This is a genomic window from Flaviaestuariibacter terrae (assembly GCF_054777635.1).
In genome coordinates this window covers 112924-133891 of the sequence record NZ_BAAHAL010000006.1, presented here as the reverse complement: position 1 = coordinate 133891, position 20968 = coordinate 112924, and the positions used below count along the sequence as shown (strand labels likewise).

The window sequence follows — 20968 nt, the reverse complement described above, 5'->3', positions numbered from 1 at the left end:
GTTTCCCGGGGCCATTCACGATTGACGATTCACGATTCACGAGTCCTGCTGTTCCCGCGGACGCTACCAATTCCCCATCTGCTCCTTATTGTAGTTATACCGGTCCACGATATCGCCCTTGTACCAGTTGGGGCTGTAGCGTACGAAGAAGGACAGCCACACGGTGCGCGAGATGCGCATGAGTGGCGGCTGCAGAAGTCCCAGTAACACGGCATTGACGCCGATCCACCAGAAAAAGCGGCTGTCGTGGAGCGACATACCGATCAGCAGCCACCAGAGCACGAAGGTGACGACGCTGAACAGCACCGCGATGGCGTAGGAGATCATGATGGTGCCATAGTAAAACCCGGGCTCCATATCGAGGGGCTGGCCGCACACAGGGCACTTGTCGTTCATCGTCATAAGTCCCTTGATGCGGAATGCCCCCTTGTATTTATACAGGTCGCCGCGGCGGCAGCGCGTGCATTTGTTTTTCAGGATGCTTGGTATTAGCGGCGGTTTTTCGTCTTGTTTGTAGGCACACATAAGAATCAGGCTTTATCCGAATAAACGGGTTGCTTGCGAAATTGCTCGGGCGTACAGCCCGTGTATTTTTTAAAGAATCGGTTGAAGTAAGAGGCGTCTTCGAAATGCAGCGCATCGGCAACAGCCGCAACGGTAAGATCGGTGCCGGTGAGCAGGCGCTTGGCCTCCAGCAGCACGCGGTCGCGGATCAGGTCGCCGGCTGTCATCCCCAGCAGGTCGCGGCAGAGCGCGTTGAGATGGTTGGGCGTCACATACAGCAGTTCCGCATATTGGCGCGGCAGGCGCAGCTCCGCGAAGTGCTCGTCGATAAGCCGGCGGAAGTTGCGGAGGAGCAGGCTCTTCTGGGTGGGCACCGGTGCCGTCAGCTCCTGCGCGCAGTGACGGCTAACGAGGATAAAATACTGCAGCAGCCAGATACGCACCAGATCGTACGATTGCTCGTCGGGCGAGGCGATCTCTTTCAGCATCTGGCTGAACAAACCTTCCGCTTCCTGCAACGCAGCACCCGCGAGCCGGCAGACGCCCTGTTCGGCATAGCCGGCAAAAAACGGGAACCGCTCCAGGAACCGGTCGTCTTTCAGGAAGGTCTTGAAAAAGCTGTCGTTGAAATGCAGCACATAGCCCTCCACCGCTCCATCGAACTGCCAGCCATGAACCTGTCCCGGTATCATGAAATACGCACTGCCCGCTTCGACATCAAAGCGGCGGAAGTCGATCGTATGCGTGCCCGAACCTTTGGTAAACAGCACCAGGTGGTAAAACGAATGGCGGTGCGGCCGGTGCAGGTGGCTGTAGTGCTGCCCCACGTAATCCGAAAGACGCGCCAGCAGCAACCCGTGCCGCGCGGCATCATCGATGCTGCGGATGTCGTAAACGGGTATGGCGGCCTGCGTCATGGGCGCAAAGGTACCCTGATTAGTACCGGCAGCAGGTGACCCGGATCAGGTAAATCCGGTACTTTTTACCGGTCAGGGCTGTTTTGTGAGCTGTTTCCGGATGCGGCTCAACGATTCGGGTTTGATGCCGAGGTAGGACGCGATCTGGCGCTGCGGCACCCGCTGCTCGAGTTGGGGGTAGCGTTCGCGGAACTGCCGGTAGCGCGTTTCGGCGTCATCGCTCATACCCGACACCACGCGCTCCTGCAGCGTAATGAACGCGCGCTGCAGCAGGATGCGGAAATAACGCTCGAACTTGGGCACCCGCTCGAAGAGCGTGTCCCAGGACGCTTTGTCGAGGCTCAGCACCTCGCTGTCTTCCAGTGCGTCAATAGCGAGCCGGGCGGGGCTCTGGCTGATGAAGGAGTTCATATCCCCGATCCACCAATCCTCCACGGCAAATTGGAGTACGTGCTCGGCGCCTTTGGCATCGATGGTATAGGCCCGGAGGCAGCCGCGGTCCACGAAGTACTCGTGCCGGCAAAAGTCGCCTTCCTGCAGAAGGTGCTCGCGCTTGCGCAGGCTGCGGCGCTGGAGCAGCGAGCAGAAGAATGCCTCCTCGTCCGGGTCAAGGTCGATCCGCTGGCGGACATTGTTGAGCAGGCGTTCATACATGCTCCAAATGTAACGCAAGGCCTCAACTCAGGGCAGGCGCATGCGGTATACGGTCAATACCGCAACGAAGAAGAGCCTGCAGGTAGCAGGCTCTTCAAAATATGGCTATAAGTAGTCGCTTACTTAGCGTACAGCTCGCTCACCTTGTTCCAGTTCACCACGTTCCAGAACGCGTTCAGGTACTCGGGGCGGCGGTTCTGGTACTTGAGGTAATAGGCGTGCTCCCATACGTCGCAGCCCAGCAGCGGTGTGCCTTTTACTTCGGCGATCTCCATCAGGGGGTTGTCCTGGTTGGGTGTCGAAACGACATCGAGCGAGCCGTCATCCTTTTTAATGAGCCAGGCCCAGCCCGAACCGAAGCGGGTAGCGCCGGCGGTATTGAATTTTTCCTTGAAGGCTTCGAAGGATCCGAAAGCCTTGGTGATGGCCTCTGCCAGTGCGCCCGTCGGCTGACCGCCGGCGTTAGGCCCGATCACAGTCCAGAAAAACGAGTGGTTCCAGTGACCGCCGCCGTTGTTGCGCACGGCCGGGGAAATGGATCCGGCGTTCTTTACAAGCTCCTCGAGGCTCTTGTTCTCATGCTCTGTGCCGGCGATGGCCTTGTTCAGGTTGTCGACGTAGGCCTGGTGGTGCTTGCCATGGTGAATCTGCATGGTCTGTGTATCGATATGCGGCTCCAGTGCATCGTGTGCATAGGGAAGTGCAGGAAGGGTAAATGCCATAACAATTGTTTTTTAGTGAAACAAATGTAAGGCAGGACCAGTAAGAGAGAAAGTTGGTAAGCCGGAGATGGGGAAGTCGGAAGTACAAAGCAGCTACCTGTCTCCTGCTTCCGACTTCGCAACGACCGAGCTGGCTACTTATTAATCGGCAGCAGGATGAAGAAGCTGGCGCCGGCGCCGGGCGTTCCTTCCGCCCATACATGGCCCTGGTGGTTGTCGACAACCTTGCGAACGATCGAAAGCCCGATACCCGTGCCGCGCTCGGCGTGACCGTGCAGCCGGGTAAATACCTGGAACATCCGCTCGGCGTCTTTGGGCTCGAATCCGATCCCGTTGTCGGACACTTCGATGAGGTGATAGCACTGGCCTTCTTCGGCCGCAGGCACGCGTGCACGCAGCCCGGCGCCGGAAATGATGCGGCTGCTGATCTGCAGTTCGGGCGGTACCCCGGGGCGGCTGTATTTGATGGCGTTGGCAACGAGGTTCTGGAGCAATTGCTGGAACTGGCGCCCGTTGCCGCGGATGACGGGTAGCGGGCCGGCATCGATCCGCACGTTCTTTTGCTCGATCTCGAGGTCGTGCAACACCTGGTCAAGACGCTGGCTGAGGTCAACTTCCTCCTGCTGCGCCGCACCCCGCGTTACCTGCGAATAACCGAGAAGATCGTCGATAAGTGCGCCCATGCGGCGCGACGCCTGCTCCAGCCGGCTGAAGAGGCTCTTCTGTCCCTCATCCAGCTTTGCATCGAGCTCGCTTCGAAGGCGGTCGGCAAAGAAGTGGATCTTCCGGATCGGCTCCTTCAGATCGTGTGAGGCGGCATAGGCGAATTCCTCCAGGTTCGTATTGGTACGAAGCAGGTCTTCGTTGCTCTTGCTCAGCGCGCGGTTCACCTCGGCAAGCTGCCCCGTTCGCTCCACCACCACTTCCTCGATCCGCTGCCGCGCCAGTACCTGGTCGGTGACGTCGATGGCTACGGCGATAATCCCGGATATGGAGCCATCGCCCTCGCGAAAGGGCTCGTAAACGAAGTTGGCATATACCGTCTCAGTACCGCTGCCGCGTGGTAGCCGAAGAGAGCGCTCACTGGCAACAAACGATTCACCGGTTCGCAGAACGCCCTGCAGCAATTCTTCGAAGCCCTGGTGCCGTACCTCGGGCAAGCCCTCGAAGATGGGACGGCGCAACAGTTCGTCGCCGCCACGTCCCCAGAGCGCGAACATGCGGTCGTTGGCGATCTCCACGATATGATCGGGACCGCGCAGGATGCACATGGCCACCGGCGATTGAAGGATCGTGTTGCGCAGGTTGCGCTCGCTTTCCTGGATACGGCGCGAAGCCTGCACTTTTTCGGTGGTCTCGATGCAGGCGCAGAACAATCCCGCGACCTGGCCTTCGCCATCGAGCACGGGGCTGTATGAAAAGGTGAAGTAGGTTTCTTCCACATAGCCCCTGCGGTTGATCAGCAACAACTGATCTTCCGACCACGTTGACGTGCCCCCGAAAACACTGTCGACAAGCGGACCCAGGTCATTCCAGATCTCTGACCATCCTTCCTTGCCCGACTGACCCAACAGCTTCGGATGCTTCTCGCCGGCGATCGGGATATAGGAATCGTTGTAAATGGTGATGAGTTCCGGTCCCCACCAGATGAACATGGGGAACTGCGAATTGAGGAGGATGCTGACCGTTGTCTGCAACCCGACCGGCCAGTCTTCCGGACGACCAAGCGATGTGTTCGCCCAGTCTGTATTTCGTATGAGCCGGCCCATTTCGCCCCCGCCTTTCAGGAAGGGAGCTGCGACCTTGGGGAGTACATTCATTGATTAAGGGTAGCTGCAAAAGTAGGCCTTTGAAGCTGCGTGGGCTAGCCAACATTCCGGGGCACCTTGTCAGAGCCGCTTCCGGAGGAAAAATTCCTTCATCAGCCCGCGGCACTCTTCGGCGAGGATCCCGTATTCGACAATGGTCTTCGGATGAAAGGGCGATGTGCTTCCCGTAATGCGGCGGTGGCCGTTCTTCTCATCCGTAGTGCCGAAAACAATGCGGCCGATCTTGCTCCAGTAAAGGGCTCCCGCGCACATAAGGCAGGGCTCGACGGTGACAAACAGCGTTGCCTCGGGAAGGTATTTGCTGCCGAGGTAGTGAAAGGCCGACGTCAGCGCTATGATCTCGGCGTGCGCAGTACAATCGTTAAGCCGCTCCACCTGGTTGTAGCCACGCGCGATGACCTTGTCGCCCAGCACCACAACGGCGCCTACCGGCACTTCGTCTTCATCGAAAGCGCGCTGTGCCTGCGCCAGGGCCTGCCGCATGAAATATTCGTCGTCCATGCAGCGAAGATACAACCTCACCCCTGCCCCTCTCCGGTGCGGAGAGGGGAACAACTACCCGATCCATTTCCGTTTTTTTCAACAGAAATTACCGGTAAAAAAACAGTATTGCGGGAGGAGAAACACATGGCCAGATGGAAGAATGCTCCTTATTTCAGGGCATGAAAACACCCTCCAGGCGCCGGTTCTACCGACAGGTCGAACCCAGGCTTTATCCGATCACCAAGTCATTCGCACGGGCAAACCGAAAAACGCCCACGGCAGCTGAACAATGCCTCTGGAAACGTTTGCGAAACCGTCAGCTCGACGGGTTCAAATTCCGGAGGCAGCATCCGATTGGTCCGTACGTTGTAGACTTCCTGTGTTTTGAAGGGAAACTCATTGTTGAAGCTGACGGCGGTATTCATTCCGAGGGTAGCCACCCGAACCAGGACGCGCGCCGCACAAAGGACCTGGAAAAAATGGGATTCCTTATTACCCGGTTCACCAACGAACGCATTTTGCTGGAGACAGCATCGGTGCTGGAAGAAATGCGGCAACTGCTGCAGCAGCGAACCGGTTCCTGACTTCCAATCCGAATTGTGAATGCACCCCTCTCCGCACCGGAGAGGGGCCGGGGGAGAGGTCACCTCCGCACGAAAGCCTTTTTGTTATTCAACAGCATCCACCGCGCGGTTTCGTAAAAGCCCGTTGTGGCCGGCGCGAGGCGCTTTCGGAGGGCTTCTCTTTCCTGTTCCGTCGGCGCGGGCACACCCGGCAGCGCGCTTATCTCATCGCGCTGCAACTGTAGGTTGCGTGTGTAATAAAACGAATCGGTCAGCATCCCGATCTGGAAGCCGTCGTGGTAAATGATGAAGGCATAGTCGCGTGTCTTCGGCGCGCGCAGGTCGCGGCCAAGGGTCGTGTTCGTATAGGGAATGCCCGCGATGCCGGCCGCCGTGGGCAGCAGGTCGATCTGCGATACCACCTCGTGGCGACGCTCGCCCTTCAGCAGCTTCGGCGCGTAAAACAGCAGCGGCACGTGCTCGTCGGTGAGGCGGAGCCGGTCCCAGTCGGGGCCATACACGGCGGCCGCATTACCCGATACGCCGTGGTCGCCCACGAATACGAAAAGCGTGTTGTCGAAATAGGGTTGCTTCCGGGCCGCTTCCATAAAGCTGCGGATGCAATAATCGGAATACCGGAAGGCATTGAACTCCGCCTCCGATTCGAAACCGTATTTCTGCAGGGTATCTTTCGGCAGCGACTGTAGCTGAAATCCCGACTCACCAGCGGGAATGGTGAAAGGCCGGTGGTTGTCGGCGGTCTGGATCAGTGCGAAGAACGGCTTTTGCTGCTGCGCCAGCACGCGGTCGGCCTCGAGGAAGAGGTCCTTGTCGGAGATGCCCCAGACATTGACCGGCGCTTTTTTGAACTGCCCTTCGGTTACGAGGTGCACGTCGTCAATGTTCTGCACGAGTCCTTTGAAATTGTTGAAGCCCGGGTCGCCGCCGAGGAAGTAGAATTTCTCGTAGCCCTCGAAGTCGTTGACGATCGTGTGCTGGTCGAGCGCCTCGGGGTTGCGGGTGGAGAACTTCGAAAGCTGCACGTCGGGAATACCCGTGAGGGTGGCAAAGAGCCCGCGCGCAGTGGAGAAGTGCGGTGAGAAGCAGCGGTCGAAGAACAGCCCCTCGCTGGCCATCGAGGCCACGAAGGGCGTTGTATTGAGCGGGTTGCCGCTGAGGCTGCTCTTGTACATGCTGAACGACTCGCAGAGCACGACCACCACGTTGGGCTGGCGGCCCGGACGTCCTTCCTGCGGCCGCTGGTAGTAGAAACCTTTGTTGGGAAGGCCCATCCATTCCTTCATCACCGGGAAGGCCGCGCGGGCCGCCGCCTCGTTCGATTGCGGCTTGCGGAAGCGGAGCGTCGTGAAGAAATTCTGCAGCGGGTTCAGCGCGAGGAAGGCCCGGAAGGAATCGTGGAGCCCGAAGGCCGCCTTCCATTGGAGCGGCGTTGCGCTGGGGCTGCCGTACAGGAAGAACCCTAGCAGCAGCGAGCCGGCGAGGAACCATTTGCGGCGGTACGGAATGCCCATGCCGTCGGTGCGCGACACGACGTAGAAATGGGTGCGCCAGAAGATCCAGCGGAGAAACAGCACGGCCACCACGAGCCCGCCCAGCATCCATATGATGGGATAGGATTGCCAGAGCATGCGTGCCGAGATGCCCGCGTCTTCGGCGAAGTTGAGGGCGGATGCGCCGAGGCGGTTCTGGTTATACGCAAAGCAGCCGAAGTCGGCGGCAAAGAAAAACACGATGATGAAGGTCATGGCCGCCAGGTACCAGGTCCACAGCTTTTTGTTGCGCTGGGCGTAAAAAGGCGAGAGACGCGGCCACAGGCTCAGCAGCACAATGGGCAGCAGCACCATCGAGATCCAGCGGAGGTCGTAGCGGAGACCCAGGAAAAACGACGGGATCAGGTCGTGCACCGGCTCCGAGTCGGGGCGGAACAGGAACAGCATGATGACCCGCATGCCGGTAAACAGCACGAGGTAAATAAGGAGCAGGTTGATCACCCATAAAAGGGTCTTGGGCAGGCGGGTTTTTGCGAGCATGTTGGCAGGGCAGACTATTGGGCGCAAAGTTGCCGCTTTTAGCGCTCGGCTCCGCAGAAATACGGCAAAAGGGGCTATTCCTCCGCTCATTGCGGCTGAGCAGGGACGGGCGGCGGGATGGCCCCGTCTTTGTACAAAAACCGGTAGCTTTACCGCTGCTCAATAACAGACGTTTAGATGGAAATATTCATATTGCTGGGACTGATTCTCGTGAACGGACTTTTTGTAATGTCGGAGATCGCGCTGGTCTCCGCCCGTAAGCCCCGGTTGGAGACGGCTGCCGAAAAGGGCGATAAACGCGCCCGGGCGGCCCTCGACCTGTCGATGAACCCCGAAATCTTTCTTTCCGCCGCCCAGATCGGCATCACCGTCATCGCGATCCTTACCGGTGTGTACTCGGGGGAGCGCTTCGGCGCCTACCTGCAACCCTGGTTCGAGCGCTCCGACACGCTCCGCCCCTACGCCAAGGGTCTTTCCACCACTATCGTTGTGATCCTGGTTACCTACCTGTCCATCGTCTTCGGCGAGCTCATCCCGAAGCGGATCGGCCTGCAGCGCTCCGAAGCCATCGCCAAGCTGATGGCCAAGCCGATGCGGATCTTCGCCAGCATCACCCACCCCTTTGTCTGGCTGCTCAACAAGACCAGCAACGGCTTCTTCAAGCTCTTCAAGATCCGCACTGTTTCGGACGATACCGTAACCGAGGAAGAGATCAAGGCCATCATCACCGAAGGCACCGAGGCGGGCACCATCGAGGAAGAGGAGCGCGAAATGATCGAGCGGATCTTCCACCTCGGCGACCGCAACATCACCTCGCTGATGACGCACCGCAGCGACATGGCCTGGTTTGACCTCACCGATGAGCAGCTGCTGATCCGCGAGCGCATCATCGAGGAGCCGCACTCCATCTACCCCGTGTGCGAAGGCGATATCGACAATATGAAAGGCATCGTGTCGATCAAGGACCTCTATGTTGCCGAAGACCTGAGCAGCCCCGAAAACCTCCGTGCGCGGATGAAGCCGGCGCTCTTTGTACCGAACAACAACTCGGCCTACCAGGTGATGGAAAAGCTCCGGTCGACCAAGAATTATGCGGCATTCATCGTGGATGAATACGGCTCGGTGCTCGGCATGATCACCCTCAGCGACATCATGGAAGCCATCATTGGCGATATGCCCGAAACGGGCGACGTTGAAGACTACGAGATCGTGGGGCGTGAAGATGGAACCTTCCTCGTGGATGCGCAGATCAATTTTTACGACTTCCTCTCCTACTTCAGCAAGACCGACCTGCTCGACGACGAGTTCCAGTTCGACACGCTGGCGGGCTGCATTCTCCACGAGCTGGAGCGCATTCCGCACACCGGCGACACGCTCGAATGGAACGGGTTTCACGTTGAGATCATCGATATGGACGGGCACCGGATCGACAAGGTGCTGGTGAAACTGAACCCTGAGCTGGACGACGAGGACTAATAGCTGAAAGAGGCAGTCTTGCTGGGGTAATCGAGCTTCGTGCTCTGGCGCTTCCCGTTGACGATGACGTGAATGAGGTTGAACTCCTTGTCGTTGAAATCATAGAGCAGCGTATTCTGCACATCAACCTTGTGCAGCGCGGCAACGCCATCCACCTCGAGGTAGCAATAGAGGCTTTCCTTTTCTTTTTCGAATCCGAGGTAGCGGATGGACTGCGGCTTCCCATCAACCGACAGCTGCAGGTTGCGGAGCACGTAGGCCGACACCAGCCTGTCGTTGCGGGAATGCTGCGCGGCATCGGCGAGGTCGAGGCCAGGGGTCGCCTTCTTCAGCACGTCTTCGAGGTCTTCGGCGAAAAGCTTGCAGCTGATCTCGAGTTGCTTTTCCCGCGCATTGTGCGTGATCTCGGTGACCGACACGTAAAACGGGTGGAAGAAGGATGCCAGCAGGGGCAGAAGCCATTTAAACGACAGGGACGCCATTGACGGATTTTATTTGCTCCCTGCAAAACTCTGGATTATTTTGGTGCGGGCCGACCCTAAAACGTTAAAAGGCTTTCTGACTACATGAGCGATTTCGGCTTTTACTTCCGCCTCGGCTGGGAGCACATCATGAGCCTCGATGCGTTGGACCACCTGCTCTTTGTGTGGGTGCTGTCCGTTAGCTACCTGCTCCGCGACTGGAAGCAGGTGCTTGTGCTGGTAACGGCCTTCACCATCGGGCACTCCCTCACGCTCGCCCTGAGCACCTTCCGCGTGATCGAGCTGCGCTCGGCGTGGACGGAATTCCTGATCCCCTGCACGATCGTGCTCACCGCCGCCAGCAATGTGGTGCGGCGCGATTTCAGCCGCCAGCGGCTGCAGGCGAATTATGCGCTGGCCCTCTTTTTCGGGCTGATCCACGGACTCGGATTCGCCAACGCGCTTCGCTTTATGCTGGTGGAAGGGCAAAGCCTTGGCTGGGGCCTTTTCGGGTTCAACCTGGGGCTTGAGGCGGGGCAGATCTTGGTGGTGGCGATTGTATTACTACTTAGCTGGCTCTTAGTGGAGCAGCTGCGCGTGCCGCGGCGCGACTGGGTTCTGTTCGTGTCGGCGGCCGTATTTGGACTAGCTTTGAAAATGGCGCTCGAGCGCTTCCCTTAAACACTTATACAACACATGAACGACATGAAAAAGCTTCTCTTCGCTTGCGGCGTGCAGCTACTGGCCGGCGGCTTTCTCCTGGCCCAGAACCCACAGAACAATCCGGGTTCGAACCATGCGAACAAGTTCGAGCAGCTCGGCACCGTGATGCCGACGCCCAACGAGTACCGTACCGCCTCGGGGGCACCGGGACCCAAGTACTGGCAGCAGCGCTGCGACTACGACATCCGCGCGACCCTCGATGAGCCGGGTCTTACGCTGCGCGGATCGGAAACCGTCACCTACTACAACAACTCGCCCGACGTGCTCAGCTTCCTGTGGCTCCAGCTCGATGAGAACGAGCACAGCACGACGAAGAACGCCGGCTACCAGACCTCCTCGACCACGCCCCGCAACGCCTCGGTGGCGCAGCTCGAAAACATGGAGCGCCAGCGCAGGGACAACGGCTACGGCGTCAACATCGCCAAGCTGACCGATGCTTCCGGCAAGGCCCTGAAGTACACCGTCAACAAAACGATGATGCGTGTTGAGCTGCCCGTGCCGCTGAAGCCGGGTCAGAAGTTCATCTTCAACTGCGACTGGAACTACAAGATCCCCGACCGCATCTCGATGGGCGGCCGCGGCGGCTACGAGTACTTCGCCGAAGACGGCAACTACCTCTTTACCATGACGCAGTGGTATCCCCGCCTTTGCGTGTACAGCGACTTCCAGGGCTGGCAGAACCACCAGTTTACGGGCCGCGGTGAATTCGCCCTCGGCTTCGGCAACTTCAAAGTAGCGATGACCGTTCCGGCCGACCATATCATCGGCGCCACGGGTCTTTGCCAGAACCTGCAGCAGGTGCTCAAGCCGGCGCAGTATGCCCGCTGGCAAAAAGCGCAAACCGCTACCGAGCCCATCGAGATCGTAACACTTGCCGAAGCGAAGGCTGCGGAGAAGCAAAAGGCGAAAGCCACGAAGACCTGGATCTTCAAGGCCGACAACGTGCGCGACTTTGCCTGGGGCTCCTCGCGCAAATTCGTGTGGGACGCCATGGCCGCCAACGTGGAAGGCAAGAAGGTGATGTGCATGAGCCTTTACGGGAAGGAAGCCTACAACCTCTATCGCAAATACTCCTCGAAAGCGGTTGCGCACACCATCAAAACCTACTCGAAGTTTACCATCCCCTACCCCTACCCCGTTGCCCAGAGCGTTGAAGCCGCCAATGGCATGGAGTACCCGATGATCTGCTTCAACTTCGGCCGCACCGAGAAGGACGGCACTTACTCGGAGAACACCAAGAACGGCATGCTGGGCGTGGTGATCCACGAAGTGGGCCACAACTTCTTCCCGATGATCATCAACTCCGATGAGCGCCAGTGGACCTGGATGGATGAAGGCCTGAACACCTTCGTGGAATACCTCACCGAGGAACTCTGGGACAATAAATTCCCCTCGCGTCGCGGGCCGGCCTGGACCATCACCGACTACATGAAGCTCCCGAAAGACCAGCTGGAGCCGATCATGACCAACTCGGAGAATATCATCGGCTTCGGACCCAATGCATATTCGAAGCCGTCGACAGGTCTCAACATCCTCCGCGAAACCGTGATGGGCCGCGAGCTCTTCGACTATGCCTTTAAGGAATACGCCCGCCGCTGGGCCTTCAAGCACCCGACACCTGCCGACTTCTTCCGCACCATGGAAGACGCATCGGCCGAAGACCTCGACTGGTTCTGGCGCGGCTGGTTCTACAGCACCGACGTTACCGACATTTCGCTCGACAGCGTTAAATACGCCAAGGCCGACGCACTCATGAACGGCCCGCGGATGCGCGACTCCGCTGTGATGGTACCCGTGCCGAAGCCGCAGGTGAACGCCTTTGAAGACGTGTCGAAGATCCGCAACCGTGAAGACGCGAAGATCCGCTTCCAGACCGACGCCGACACCTCGCTCCGCGATTTTTACTGGCGCTACGACCGCGGCCTTGAACCCGTCGATACAGCACGCTACTCCGTGGCCTTGCCCGCTTCGCAGGAGCTGCTCGACGACGCCACGAAAGCGAAGTTTGCCGGCAAGCATTTCTACGAGCTCACCTTCTCCAACAAGGGTGGCCTCGTGATGCCCATCATCGTGGAGTGGACCTTCGAGGACGGGACGAAAGAGATCGACCGCATTCCCGCGCAGGTTTGGCGCTACAACGAAGGCAAGGTGACGAAGTTCTTCATGAAGGACAAGCGCGTTACCGGCATCAAGCTCGACCCGATGCGCGAGACCGCCGACATCGACGAGAGCAACAACTCCTGGGGCAACCCGATCCCCGAGCCGAGCCGCTTCCAGCTGTTCAAAGCGAAGCAGGGCGCCGCACGCGGGCAAAGCACCGGTGTGAATCCGATGCAGAAAGCCAACGAAAAGAAAGGATTCTAAGATCGTTGCTTCTACTTATTAAAAGCCCGGGCACATTGCCCGGGCTTTTTTTTTGCGCGCTGAGGAGACGGCATTGGCGCCTGGGCAAGCGGCGCAGCCCAGGTAATGATTCAGCCCTTGTAAGGGGAATTTACCAATCTTGCACAAGCTTTCGCAATCACGAATGGGAGCTGCCTACCGCACAATTACTGCCGCTGCAGCGGTACGATCTTCGGTTTCGTTCTTGGAGGAATAACCAGCTCCGGCGACAGGTCGGGCAGGATGCTTTTGAGCTTGTCGGCGTGGTAGACGTTGGTGTCGATAAACCACCAGTTCCTGCCGTTGTCGCTCGAGATCACGAGCAGCGCCGATTCCATCGTTATTTCGCCCATCGGTGTCAGCATCGTTGTACGCTGCGGCAGCACGGCCTGAAGCTGGTTCCGGTATTGTACGATCGGGCCCGGGTTGCCGATCCAGTAGCGCTTGAAGCCGACATTGAACTGCTTCATCATGTGGTAGGCCGAATCCATCTTCGTCTTCATGCTCGCCGCGCCGCCGGCAAAGGCCACGATGTTGGGGTGCATGAAGCGGATGAATGTCGGCACATCGTTGTTCATGAATGCATTGGCCATCTCCATGGCCTGCGTCTTGATACGGGTGGAATGTCCCTGCGCGGCTGCCGGGCGCGGCAGGAGCAATACAGCTACCAGCAGGAAGAAAAGGGAGCGGCTCATAGGTCTCGTTTTTTGTTGATCCAGAAGCAAAGTAACCAGCAGACGGCAATCAGCAGCAGTGTGTAGCCGATATGGGCATTGCTTTGCGCCACGGCCGTCTTCCATTCGGTTTCATCACGGGTAAACCAGCGCGGGAAAGGAATAAGACGATCCGAAATCTCCAGCGGCATGTATTCGCCCCACTTGTAGCCCCGCTTCTTGCTGATCGCCACGATGAACGGCTCGAGCGGGAAGTAATAGAACATGAAGAGGCCGAGGGCAATAAAGGCCTTGCGCACAACCAACGCCAGCAGCAAGGCCAGCGACAGCTGCGCCAGCACCTGCAGGAAGAAGAGCCCGATAAACCGTGAGCCTTCCCAGGGGTGCACGCCCGCGCCGGAATTAATGCTGCCGATGATAAAAGCAGTCACTGCATACAGCACTGTAACCAGCACGCTGACAAGCAGCACGTCGATCAGCTTTCCCACGAGGAAATCGGTGCGGCTCCAACCGTCGATGATATTCTGACGGTGCGTCTTAAAGCTGTACTCGTTGCTGATGAACATGATCACCATCAGCGCCGGCAGGAAAATGAACAGCGAGGAAATATAGGCTACCGTTGTCCAGGCATCGGGGAAGGTAAACGGGTTCGGCAGCATCGAGAGGATCGGCCCCATCTGCTTGTCGGCGAGCTGGTCTTTGTAGCCGCTCGAGTAAAACATGTAGTTCATGCCCGGGTAAGAAAGCGCGATGATCCCCAGCATCGCCCAGAAGGCCGGGTACTTTCTCATCTTGAGCCATTCGGTGCGTATCACGTTGGTCATAATAATGTAGTTGGTTGGATCAGCTGTTGGTTAATTCGAAGAAGCGGGCTTCGAGGCGCTTTCGCTTCAGCAGGAGATGATTGAGCACGACGCCCTGCGCAAAGCAGTAGCGGTTGATCTCCTCCAGTTGCGCACTCCCCTTCGGAAGCGAGCAGCGAACGGTATTTGACGCGTTGTCGATCGCCACCTGCCTGGTAAAATGCCGCAGCAGGTCGGCGAGCTGCGCGAGATCGGCCGCGCCGGCCTCCACCACGTCTTCGTCCTGCAATACATCGTTCACCGGGCCGGTTACGATCAGCTCTCCTTTCTTGAGGATGGCCACGTGCGTGCACACCTTTTCCACCTCGTCGAGCAGGTGGCTGGCGATGATAACGGTATGCCCGTTGTTGCGCAGTTCGATGATAAGCTCGCGGATCTCGGCGATGCCCACCGGGTCAAGCCCGTTGGTTGGCTCATCGAGCACCAGCACCTTCGGATCGCCGAGCAGTGCGGCCGCAATGGCAAGCCGTTGCTTCATACCGAGGCTGTAGGATTTAAAGCGGCTCTTGCGCCGCTCGTACAGGCTCACCTTTTTGAGGATGCGGTCAAGGTCGTCGCGGTTGCCACGGCCACTGATGCTATGCGTGATTTTCAGGTTTTCGACAGCCGACAGGTAATGGTAAAAGTTGGGCGTTTCGAGCAGGGAGCCGATGCGCTTCCGCTGCGCCGGCGAACCCGGCTGGCCAAACCAAAGGAAGTCGCCCCTGTCGGCTTTCAACACATCGAGGATGATGCTGAGCAGCGTTGTTTTACCGCTGCCGTTTGGTCCAAGCACGCCAAACACACTGCCTTCGGGTACGGTGAAGGATACGTTTTTCAACGCCTGCACCGGGCCGTAGGATTTCGATATGCCGGATAGGGATAATACAGCGTCCATAAGCTTTGATTAGCACAAAGGCAGGAATTAAAAAGCACTTTGCATTACAAAGTAAATGATAAATCCGTACAAATAGTAGTCCCACGCATAATTTTTACGAAACCTATCTTTAGCGGCAAATAAAGCTGCCATGTATTTTACCACGAACGATATAGCGGCCCGCCGGGCGCGCCTTGCGAAGAAATGGAACGCGATCCTGCAGCCCGATGAGGCAGTGCTGGTTCATTCCGGCGACCCGGTACCGAAGCCCGGAGGTCTCGACCAGACCTACCCGTTCCTGCCCCACCCCTCCTACTACTGGCTTACGGGTCGTCGTCGCGAAGGCGAGGTGCTCCTCTACGGACCCGGTACCGGCTGGATCGAATTCCAGACACCGTTTACCCGCGAGCAGGCGGTATGGGAAGGCGACAAGCACGACCTTCTTGTCAGCGATCCTGGCCAGGACATCAGCCGCCTGTCCAACTACCTCGGTACGCAGAAATTCAAATCGATTTACGAGCTTGGCCAGACCCCTAGCTATAAACCCGAAGGCACTGCTTTTGCGCTCAACACGGCACTCGATCAAACCCGCCGCGTGAAGGATGCTGCCGAAGTAGCGCTCGTTCGCCAGCTTGCCGGGTTCGCAGCCGAAGGCTACAAAGCCATCGAAGCCGCGCTTCGTCCCGGTATCAGCGAAAGGGAGTTGCAGGTGGTTTATGAAAGCGCCATTGCGCGCGCCGGTGCGCAGGGACTTCCCTACGATTCGATCGTGGGTAGCGGCCGCAACGCATCGATCCTACACGCGCTGCCCACGCAGAAGATCATCGGCGAAGGCGAGCTCGTGCTCGTGGATGCCGGCGCCGAGCTGGTGGACTATTGCGTCGACATTACCCGTACCTATGCTTCATCGGCCGCGACGAGCCGCCAGAAGGATCTTTACGCGCTTGTGCTCAGGGTGCAGGAAGCCTGCATCGACCTGTGCCGCCCCGGCAACTGGTGGCGCGATGTGCACGGCACCGCCGCGAAAATGTTTACCGAAGGACTGAAAGACCTCGGCATCCTCAAAGGCGACCTTTCGACGCTGCTCGAAAAGGAAGTGATCGCGCTCTTCTTCCCGCACGGCCTTGGTCACCTCGTGGGTCTTCGTGTTCGCGACACGGGCCAGGCGGAGAACCTGGCACCGAAAAGCTATTTCGGGGCGCGTCTCCGTGTAGACATACAGCTGGAGGCCGGTCACCTGATAACCGTCGAACCGGGCCTCTATTTCATCAAGGCGCTGCTCGACGATGCGGCAAACCGTACGAAGTTCCGCGACGAGGTTGCCTGGGATGAGCTCGCGCACTGGCAGGAGATCGGCGGCATCCGCATCGAAGACAACATACTAATTACGGACACCGCTCCCGATAACCTGACTGCCGCAGTTCCCAAGCAGAGCGCACTGCGTTGAACCAGAAAGAACAAACACACATGAAAAAACTCCTGACCCTTCTTGCGCTCGCCGGCACCCTGTCTGCCGCGGCCGCCGATGTAGACACCGTTTCGATTTACAGCGACGCGATGCACCGCGCGTACAAAGCCGTGGTGATCAAGCCCGCTTCCTACCGCAAAAGCAAGGTCGCCTACCCGACCGTTTACCTGCTCCATGGCCTCACCGGCAGGTGGAGCGATTGGGTCACGAAGGCGCCCGACCTGAAAGCGTATGTTGACCGCAACGACGTACTGGTGGTATGTCCCGATGGCGCCAACAGCAGCTGGTACTTCGACAGCCCCATCGACAGCTCGATGAAATTCGAAACCTATGTGTCGACCGAGATCCCTGCCTGGATCGATGCGCACTACCGCACGATCCGCGACCGCAGCGGGCGCGCCATCAGCGGTCTCAGCATGGGCGGGCACGGCGGGCTCTTCCTCGGCTACCGCCACACGTCGACCTTCGGAGCGGCGGGCAGCATGAGCGGCGCGGTGCAGGTGGAACTGATCACGGCGCCGATGTACAGCGTGGACAAGCGCCTTGGCGACAGCAGCAACCACGCACGCTACCACGAGTACTCCATCTTTGGTGTGCTCGACCAGAAACCGAAGGATACCCTCGCGCTCATCGTCGATTGCGGCAGCGAAGACTTCATCGTTGAAATGAGCCGCGCCCTGCACAAGCGCCTCCTGGAGTTGAAAATCCCCCACGACTATACCGAGCGTCCCGGTCGCCACGACTGGGCGTATTGGAACAACGCCGTGCAGTACCAGCTCCTGTTTTTCCGGAACTATTTCAAGAAAGCGGGTAAATAGTCTGCTAATTGGATAGTCTGCTAGTCTGCGAATAAGAAAAGCTTCCCGATGGGAAGCTTTTCTTATTATTTGATAACCCGGCATTAGCAGATTAGCAGACCAGCACATTAGCAAACTAAAAATTATCCACCCGTTTCCCCGGTCCGCACATCATACTTTCTGCGGCCCTTGTGTTTTTTTTCAAAGTCAACGACTGCCGGTGGCTTGGTCACCTTACTTTTTTCGGGCTTGGCATAGCTGGGGCGCGTGGCATCGGTTGCTTCGCGCACGCTGGTTACGGGGCGTGTCGTGCTGTCGGAGCTGCCGCCGCCGGCCACCGAGATGGGGGCAAGTCCGTCGTCGAGCCCGTCTTTTTTAAGCTTGTCCATGACCCATTCCTGGGTGGCTTCGAGGCGGCCATCGCGCTCGTTATAGAATTTCCAGGTACCGTGCTTACGGGCCACGGGTTCGACCTTGACTATCTGGTAACCGGTTATTTTATTGGGATCCTTGAGGTCGCGAACGGGCACTGTGTCGTAGGGGCTCTTCGGGTCGACGGCGCGCCACATTTCCTCCCGGGTAGGCTTGCCCTCCAGGTCGAAGTACACCTGCTTGCCGTCCTTCATGCCCCAGCGGTATTGTTCGAGTGCCAGCAGGTCGCCGTCGAGGCTGTAGCGCCGCCAGTACCCGACCTTAAAGCCGTCCTGGTAAACGCCCTCTTCCTCGTAGCCGCGCTCGCCGCGAACAGCCTCCTGCCGGACAACCCAGGGGCCCTGTTGCAGGCCTTTCCTGTCGACCCGGTTGAGCGTGTCGCCTTTGACACCGAGCACGTAGCTTTTCCATTGCGCCGACGCGGGCGCCGCCACAAAGAGCAGCAGTGCCAGCAACCAGCGGATGTTCCGTATGTTTGAAATCAGCATAGAACCTTTCCTTATGAAGCTAAAATTACCCCAAACCCTGCTTACGGGCGGCCTCCTGTCCGTTACTTTTTTCACAAAGGCCCAAACGGCGCCCACACCGGCGGCCGAGCGCTGGAAAGGGCTCGAGCGAAAGGCGGTGCTGCGCCGCGCCTCGGTGCTCGACAGTGTGCGGTTCCGCAATATCGGGCCCAGCGTGATGAGCGGACGCATCAGCGACCTCGCCGTTAATCCCGACGACCCCACTGAATTCTACGTAGCCTACGCTTCGGGCGGCCTGTGGTACAGCCGCAACAACGGACAGAGCTTTGTGCCGGTTTTCGACAGCGTCGAGACGCTCACGATCGGTGCCGTTGCCGTCAACTGGCGTACGGGCACCATCTGGGTGGGCACCGGCGAGGTCAACAGCAGCCGCTCCTCCTATGCCGGCACCGGTCTGTACCGGAGCACCGACCGCGGCAAGACCTGGCGCTACGCCGGTCTCCCCGAGTCGCAGCATATCGGCAAGATCCAGCTTCACCCCGGCGACGACAACACGGCCTGGGTGGCCGTGCTGGGGCACCTCTACTCCGCCAACCCCGAGCGGGGCGTGTATAAAACCACCGACGGTGGCGCCTCCTGGCGGCAGACACTGTTTGTGGACGCCAACACCGGGGTCGTCGATATCGACGCCAACCCGCAAAACCCGGCGGAGCTTTATGCCACGGCCTGGTACCGTACCCGGCGTGCCTGGAACTTCGAGGCGGCCGGCGCCGGCAGCGGCCTTTACAAGAGCAGCGACGGCGGCGAGCACTGGACCCGTATTTCTACCGAAGGATCAGGCCTGCCCACGGGTGCTGCCGTAGGCCGGATGGGTGTGTCTGTGTACGCAAAGAACCCGGCAACGGTCTACGTCGTCGTCGACAACCAGACTGCCTGCAAGGACACGACGCTGGGCGACACCACGCGGTACTACCTCCGCGATTTCAAGAACATTTCGGCCGAGGACTTTGCCCGTCTCGATGAGCGCAAGCTCGATACCTTCCTGAAGCGCAATGGCCTCATCAAGCGCTATACGGCCCGCGAGGTAAAGGAGCAGGTGGCAACCGGAAAGCTGGGCGCCCGCGCGCTCTACGACTTCCTCTACGTAAATACCGGTTTTGAAACAACCCCGGTCGGCGCGGAAGTGTACCGCAGCGACGATGCGGGACGAAGCTGGCGGAAGATGAACAGCAAGCCCCTGCCGCGTATGTACAGCAGCTACGGCTACTACTTCGGCAGGATCTTCGTGGCCCCCGACAACGACCGCAACGTGTACCTCCCGGGCTTTACGCTGCAGCAATCGACGGATAGCGGCCGCACGTTCCGCGTCATGGACAAAGACAATGTACATGGCGACCACCATACCCTCTGGATCGACCCGCGGCGCAGCGAGCACATCTTCGACGCCAACGACGGCGGGCTCAACATCACGTACGACAACGGCGCCCACTGGTTCAGCGCCAACACCCCCGCCGTTGGCCAGTTCTACTCGGTTACGGTCGACAACGCAAAGCCCTACAACGTATATGGCGGCCTGCAGGACAACGGCGTATGGTACGGCCCCTCGACCAACCGCGACAGCCCCGGCTGGATGGCGGATGGAAACTACCCATTCAAGCATATCTCGGGTGGTGACGGTATGCAGGTGCAGGTCGACCCGCGCGACAACGTAACGGTGTATGCCGGCGCCCAATTCGGCTACTACAACCGCCTCGACCGCCGCTATCCGGAAACAAGCAGCCGCCTTATCACGCCGCAGCATGCACTGGGACAGCGCCCCTACCGCTACAACTGGCAAACGCCCATCCTGCTCAGCCGGCACAATCCCGACATAGTCTACTTCGGCGGCAACCACCTGTTCCGCTCTTTTGCGAAAGCCGACAGCTTCCTGGTGATCAGCAGCGACCTCAGCAAAGGCGATGGCGGCGGCAACGTTCCCTACGGCACCATTACGACCATCGCCGAATCGCCGCTGCGCTTTTCACTGCTGTATACCGGCACCGACGATGGCCGGCTGCACATCAGCCGTGACGGCGGCTACAGCTGGAGCGCCCTCAACGAAGGCAAGCGGCGCCCGCTACCGCAGGGATTGTGGGTAAGCCGCGTTATCGCCTCGCGCTGGAGCGCGCCACGTGTGTACGTAGCGCTCAACGGCTACCGCAACGACGACTTCCACCCGTATTTATACGTAAGCGAGGATGAAGGCAACAGCTGGACCGCACTCGGCAGCGACCTGCCCTTCGAGCCCGTCAACGTAGTGCGCGAGGACCCGAAAAATCCCGACATCCTGTATGTGGGCACCGATGGCGGTCTCTACGTCAGCTTCGACCGGGACCGTCATTTTATGGCCTGGACAGCAGGACTGCCGCTGTCGGTACCCGTGCACGATATCGCCATCCAGGAGCGCGACAACGAGCTGGTACTTGGCACGCACGGGCGAAGTCTTTATACCGTTAAGCTCGATGATGTACAGGGTCTGCAGCGCGACCCGCAGTGGCTGAAAAAGAAAGCGCAGCAACCGAAAGAAGAGGAAGCAGCAAAAACCGAAAAGCAATCCCTGCTCCGCGACGAAGACTAAACGATCCTCCCGCAAACGAAAGAAGCCGC

Annotated in this window: 19 protein-coding genes; 7 read left to right on the top strand and 12 right to left on the bottom strand. The window is 58.9% G+C overall.

The window, feature by feature from the left end:
* Positions 1 to 63: 63 nt before the first annotated feature.
* The 6 genes from ACYU7Z_RS01285 to ACYU7Z_RS01260 all read right to left on the bottom strand — a co-directional run bounded on the left by ACYU7Z_RS01285 (position 64) and on the right by ACYU7Z_RS01260 (position 5127).
* A complete protein-coding gene (locus ACYU7Z_RS01285) occupies positions 64 to 525 on the bottom strand; it encodes a DUF983 domain-containing protein (protein WP_460566834.1) in 462 nt (153 codons plus the stop codon).
* Between the two features lie 5 nt (positions 526 to 530).
* Positions 531 to 1421 carry an AraC family transcriptional regulator gene (locus ACYU7Z_RS01280; protein WP_460566832.1) on the bottom strand — a complete coding sequence of 297 codons (891 nt, stop codon included), beginning with the start codon at positions 1419 to 1421 and terminating at the stop codon, positions 531 to 533.
* 72 nt (positions 1422 to 1493) lie between these two features.
* Complete coding sequence (locus tag ACYU7Z_RS01275) at positions 1494 to 2075, bottom strand: Crp/Fnr family transcriptional regulator (RefSeq protein WP_460566830.1); 582 nt, start codon at positions 2073 to 2075, stop codon at positions 1494 to 1496.
* Between the two features lie 119 nt (positions 2076 to 2194).
* Positions 2195 to 2797, bottom strand: coding sequence for a superoxide dismutase (locus tag ACYU7Z_RS01270; RefSeq protein WP_460566828.1), 603 nt, complete (start codon positions 2795 to 2797; stop codon positions 2195 to 2197).
* A 134-nt stretch (positions 2798 to 2931) separates the two neighbouring features.
* Complete coding sequence (locus ACYU7Z_RS01265; protein WP_460566826.1) at positions 2932 to 4617, bottom strand: PAS domain-containing sensor histidine kinase; 1686 nt, start codon at positions 4615 to 4617, stop codon at positions 2932 to 2934.
* Between the two features lie 69 nt (positions 4618 to 4686).
* Positions 4687 to 5127: a nucleoside deaminase gene (locus tag ACYU7Z_RS01260; protein WP_460566824.1), complete on the bottom strand. Its 441-nt coding sequence runs from the start codon at positions 5125 to 5127 to the stop codon at positions 4687 to 4689.
* 161 nt (positions 5128 to 5288) lie between these two features.
* Between ACYU7Z_RS01260 and ACYU7Z_RS01255 the strand changes: the two genes are divergently transcribed.
* Complete coding sequence (locus ACYU7Z_RS01255; protein ID WP_460566822.1) at positions 5289 to 5693, top strand: endonuclease domain-containing protein; 405 nt, start codon at positions 5289 to 5291, stop codon at positions 5691 to 5693.
* Positions 5694 to 5752: 59 nt separating this feature from the next.
* Here the strand turns inward: ACYU7Z_RS01255 and ACYU7Z_RS01250 are convergent, their stop codons facing one another.
* Positions 5753 to 7723, bottom strand: a complete 1971-nt coding sequence (locus tag ACYU7Z_RS01250; RefSeq protein WP_460566820.1) for an LTA synthase family protein — start codon at positions 7721 to 7723, stop codon at positions 5753 to 5755.
* A gap of 177 nt (positions 7724 to 7900) precedes the next feature.
* Between ACYU7Z_RS01250 and ACYU7Z_RS01245 the strand changes: the two genes are divergently transcribed.
* Complete coding sequence (locus ACYU7Z_RS01245; RefSeq protein WP_460566818.1) at positions 7901 to 9199, top strand: hemolysin family protein; 1299 nt, start codon at positions 7901 to 7903, stop codon at positions 9197 to 9199.
* Here ACYU7Z_RS01245 and ACYU7Z_RS01240 read toward each other — a convergent pair.
* Positions 9196 to 9681: a DUF6702 family protein gene (locus tag ACYU7Z_RS01240; protein ID WP_460566816.1), complete on the bottom strand. Its 486-nt coding sequence runs from the start codon at positions 9679 to 9681 to the stop codon at positions 9196 to 9198. The two genes, ACYU7Z_RS01245 and ACYU7Z_RS01240, sit on opposite strands and share 4 nt — an antisense overlap.
* A gap of 84 nt (positions 9682 to 9765) precedes the next feature.
* On the opposite strand from ACYU7Z_RS01240, the gene ACYU7Z_RS01235 reads away from it, so the two are divergent.
* Positions 9766 to 10341, top strand: coding sequence for a HupE/UreJ family protein (locus ACYU7Z_RS01235; protein WP_460566814.1), 576 nt, complete (start codon positions 9766 to 9768; stop codon positions 10339 to 10341).
* Between the two features lie 24 nt (positions 10342 to 10365).
* Entirely contained in the window at positions 10366 to 12747 is a 2382-nt protein-coding gene (locus tag ACYU7Z_RS01230; protein ID WP_460566812.1) for a M1 family metallopeptidase, read from the top strand.
* 185 nt (positions 12748 to 12932) lie between these two features.
* Here the strand turns inward: ACYU7Z_RS01230 and ACYU7Z_RS01225 are convergent, their stop codons facing one another.
* The 3 genes from ACYU7Z_RS01225 to ACYU7Z_RS01215 are packed head-to-tail and all read right to left on the bottom strand — an operon-like array spanning position 12933 to position 15179.
* Positions 12933 to 13460: a hypothetical protein gene (locus ACYU7Z_RS01225; protein WP_460566810.1), complete on the bottom strand. Its 528-nt coding sequence runs from the start codon at positions 13458 to 13460 to the stop codon at positions 12933 to 12935.
* Positions 13457 to 14263: an ABC transporter permease subunit gene (locus tag ACYU7Z_RS01220; RefSeq protein ID WP_460566808.1), complete on the bottom strand. Its 807-nt coding sequence runs from the start codon at positions 14261 to 14263 to the stop codon at positions 13457 to 13459. The genes ACYU7Z_RS01225 and ACYU7Z_RS01220 overlap by 4 nt, the downstream gene beginning before the upstream one ends.
* Positions 14264 to 14282: 19 nt before the next feature.
* The gene (locus tag ACYU7Z_RS01215) at positions 14283 to 15179 is read right to left on the bottom strand and encodes an ABC transporter ATP-binding protein (RefSeq protein WP_460566806.1); all 897 of its coding nucleotides are present in this window, start codon (positions 15177 to 15179) and stop codon (positions 14283 to 14285) included.
* 130 nt (positions 15180 to 15309) lie between these two features.
* Between ACYU7Z_RS01215 and ACYU7Z_RS01210 the strand changes: the two genes are divergently transcribed.
* Complete coding sequence (locus ACYU7Z_RS01210) at positions 15310 to 16605, top strand: aminopeptidase P N-terminal domain-containing protein (protein ID WP_460566804.1); 1296 nt, start codon at positions 15310 to 15312, stop codon at positions 16603 to 16605.
* 20 nt (positions 16606 to 16625) lie between these two features.
* Positions 16626 to 17444: an alpha/beta hydrolase gene (locus tag ACYU7Z_RS01205; RefSeq protein ID WP_460566802.1), complete on the top strand. Its 819-nt coding sequence runs from the start codon at positions 16626 to 16628 to the stop codon at positions 17442 to 17444.
* A 122-nt stretch (positions 17445 to 17566) separates the two neighbouring features.
* On the opposite strand, the gene ACYU7Z_RS01200 is transcribed toward ACYU7Z_RS01205, so the two are convergent.
* Positions 17567 to 18343 (bottom strand): toxin-antitoxin system YwqK family antitoxin, encoded by a 777-nt coding sequence (locus ACYU7Z_RS01200; protein ID WP_460566800.1) that lies wholly within the window; start codon positions 18341 to 18343, stop codon positions 17567 to 17569.
* 13 nt (positions 18344 to 18356) lie between these two features.
* On the opposite strand from ACYU7Z_RS01200, the gene ACYU7Z_RS01195 reads away from it, so the two are divergent.
* Complete coding sequence (locus tag ACYU7Z_RS01195) at positions 18357 to 20939, top strand: beta propeller repeat protein (RefSeq protein ID WP_460566798.1); 2583 nt, start codon at positions 18357 to 18359, stop codon at positions 20937 to 20939.
* The last annotated feature ends 29 nt before the right edge of the window (positions 20940 to 20968 follow it).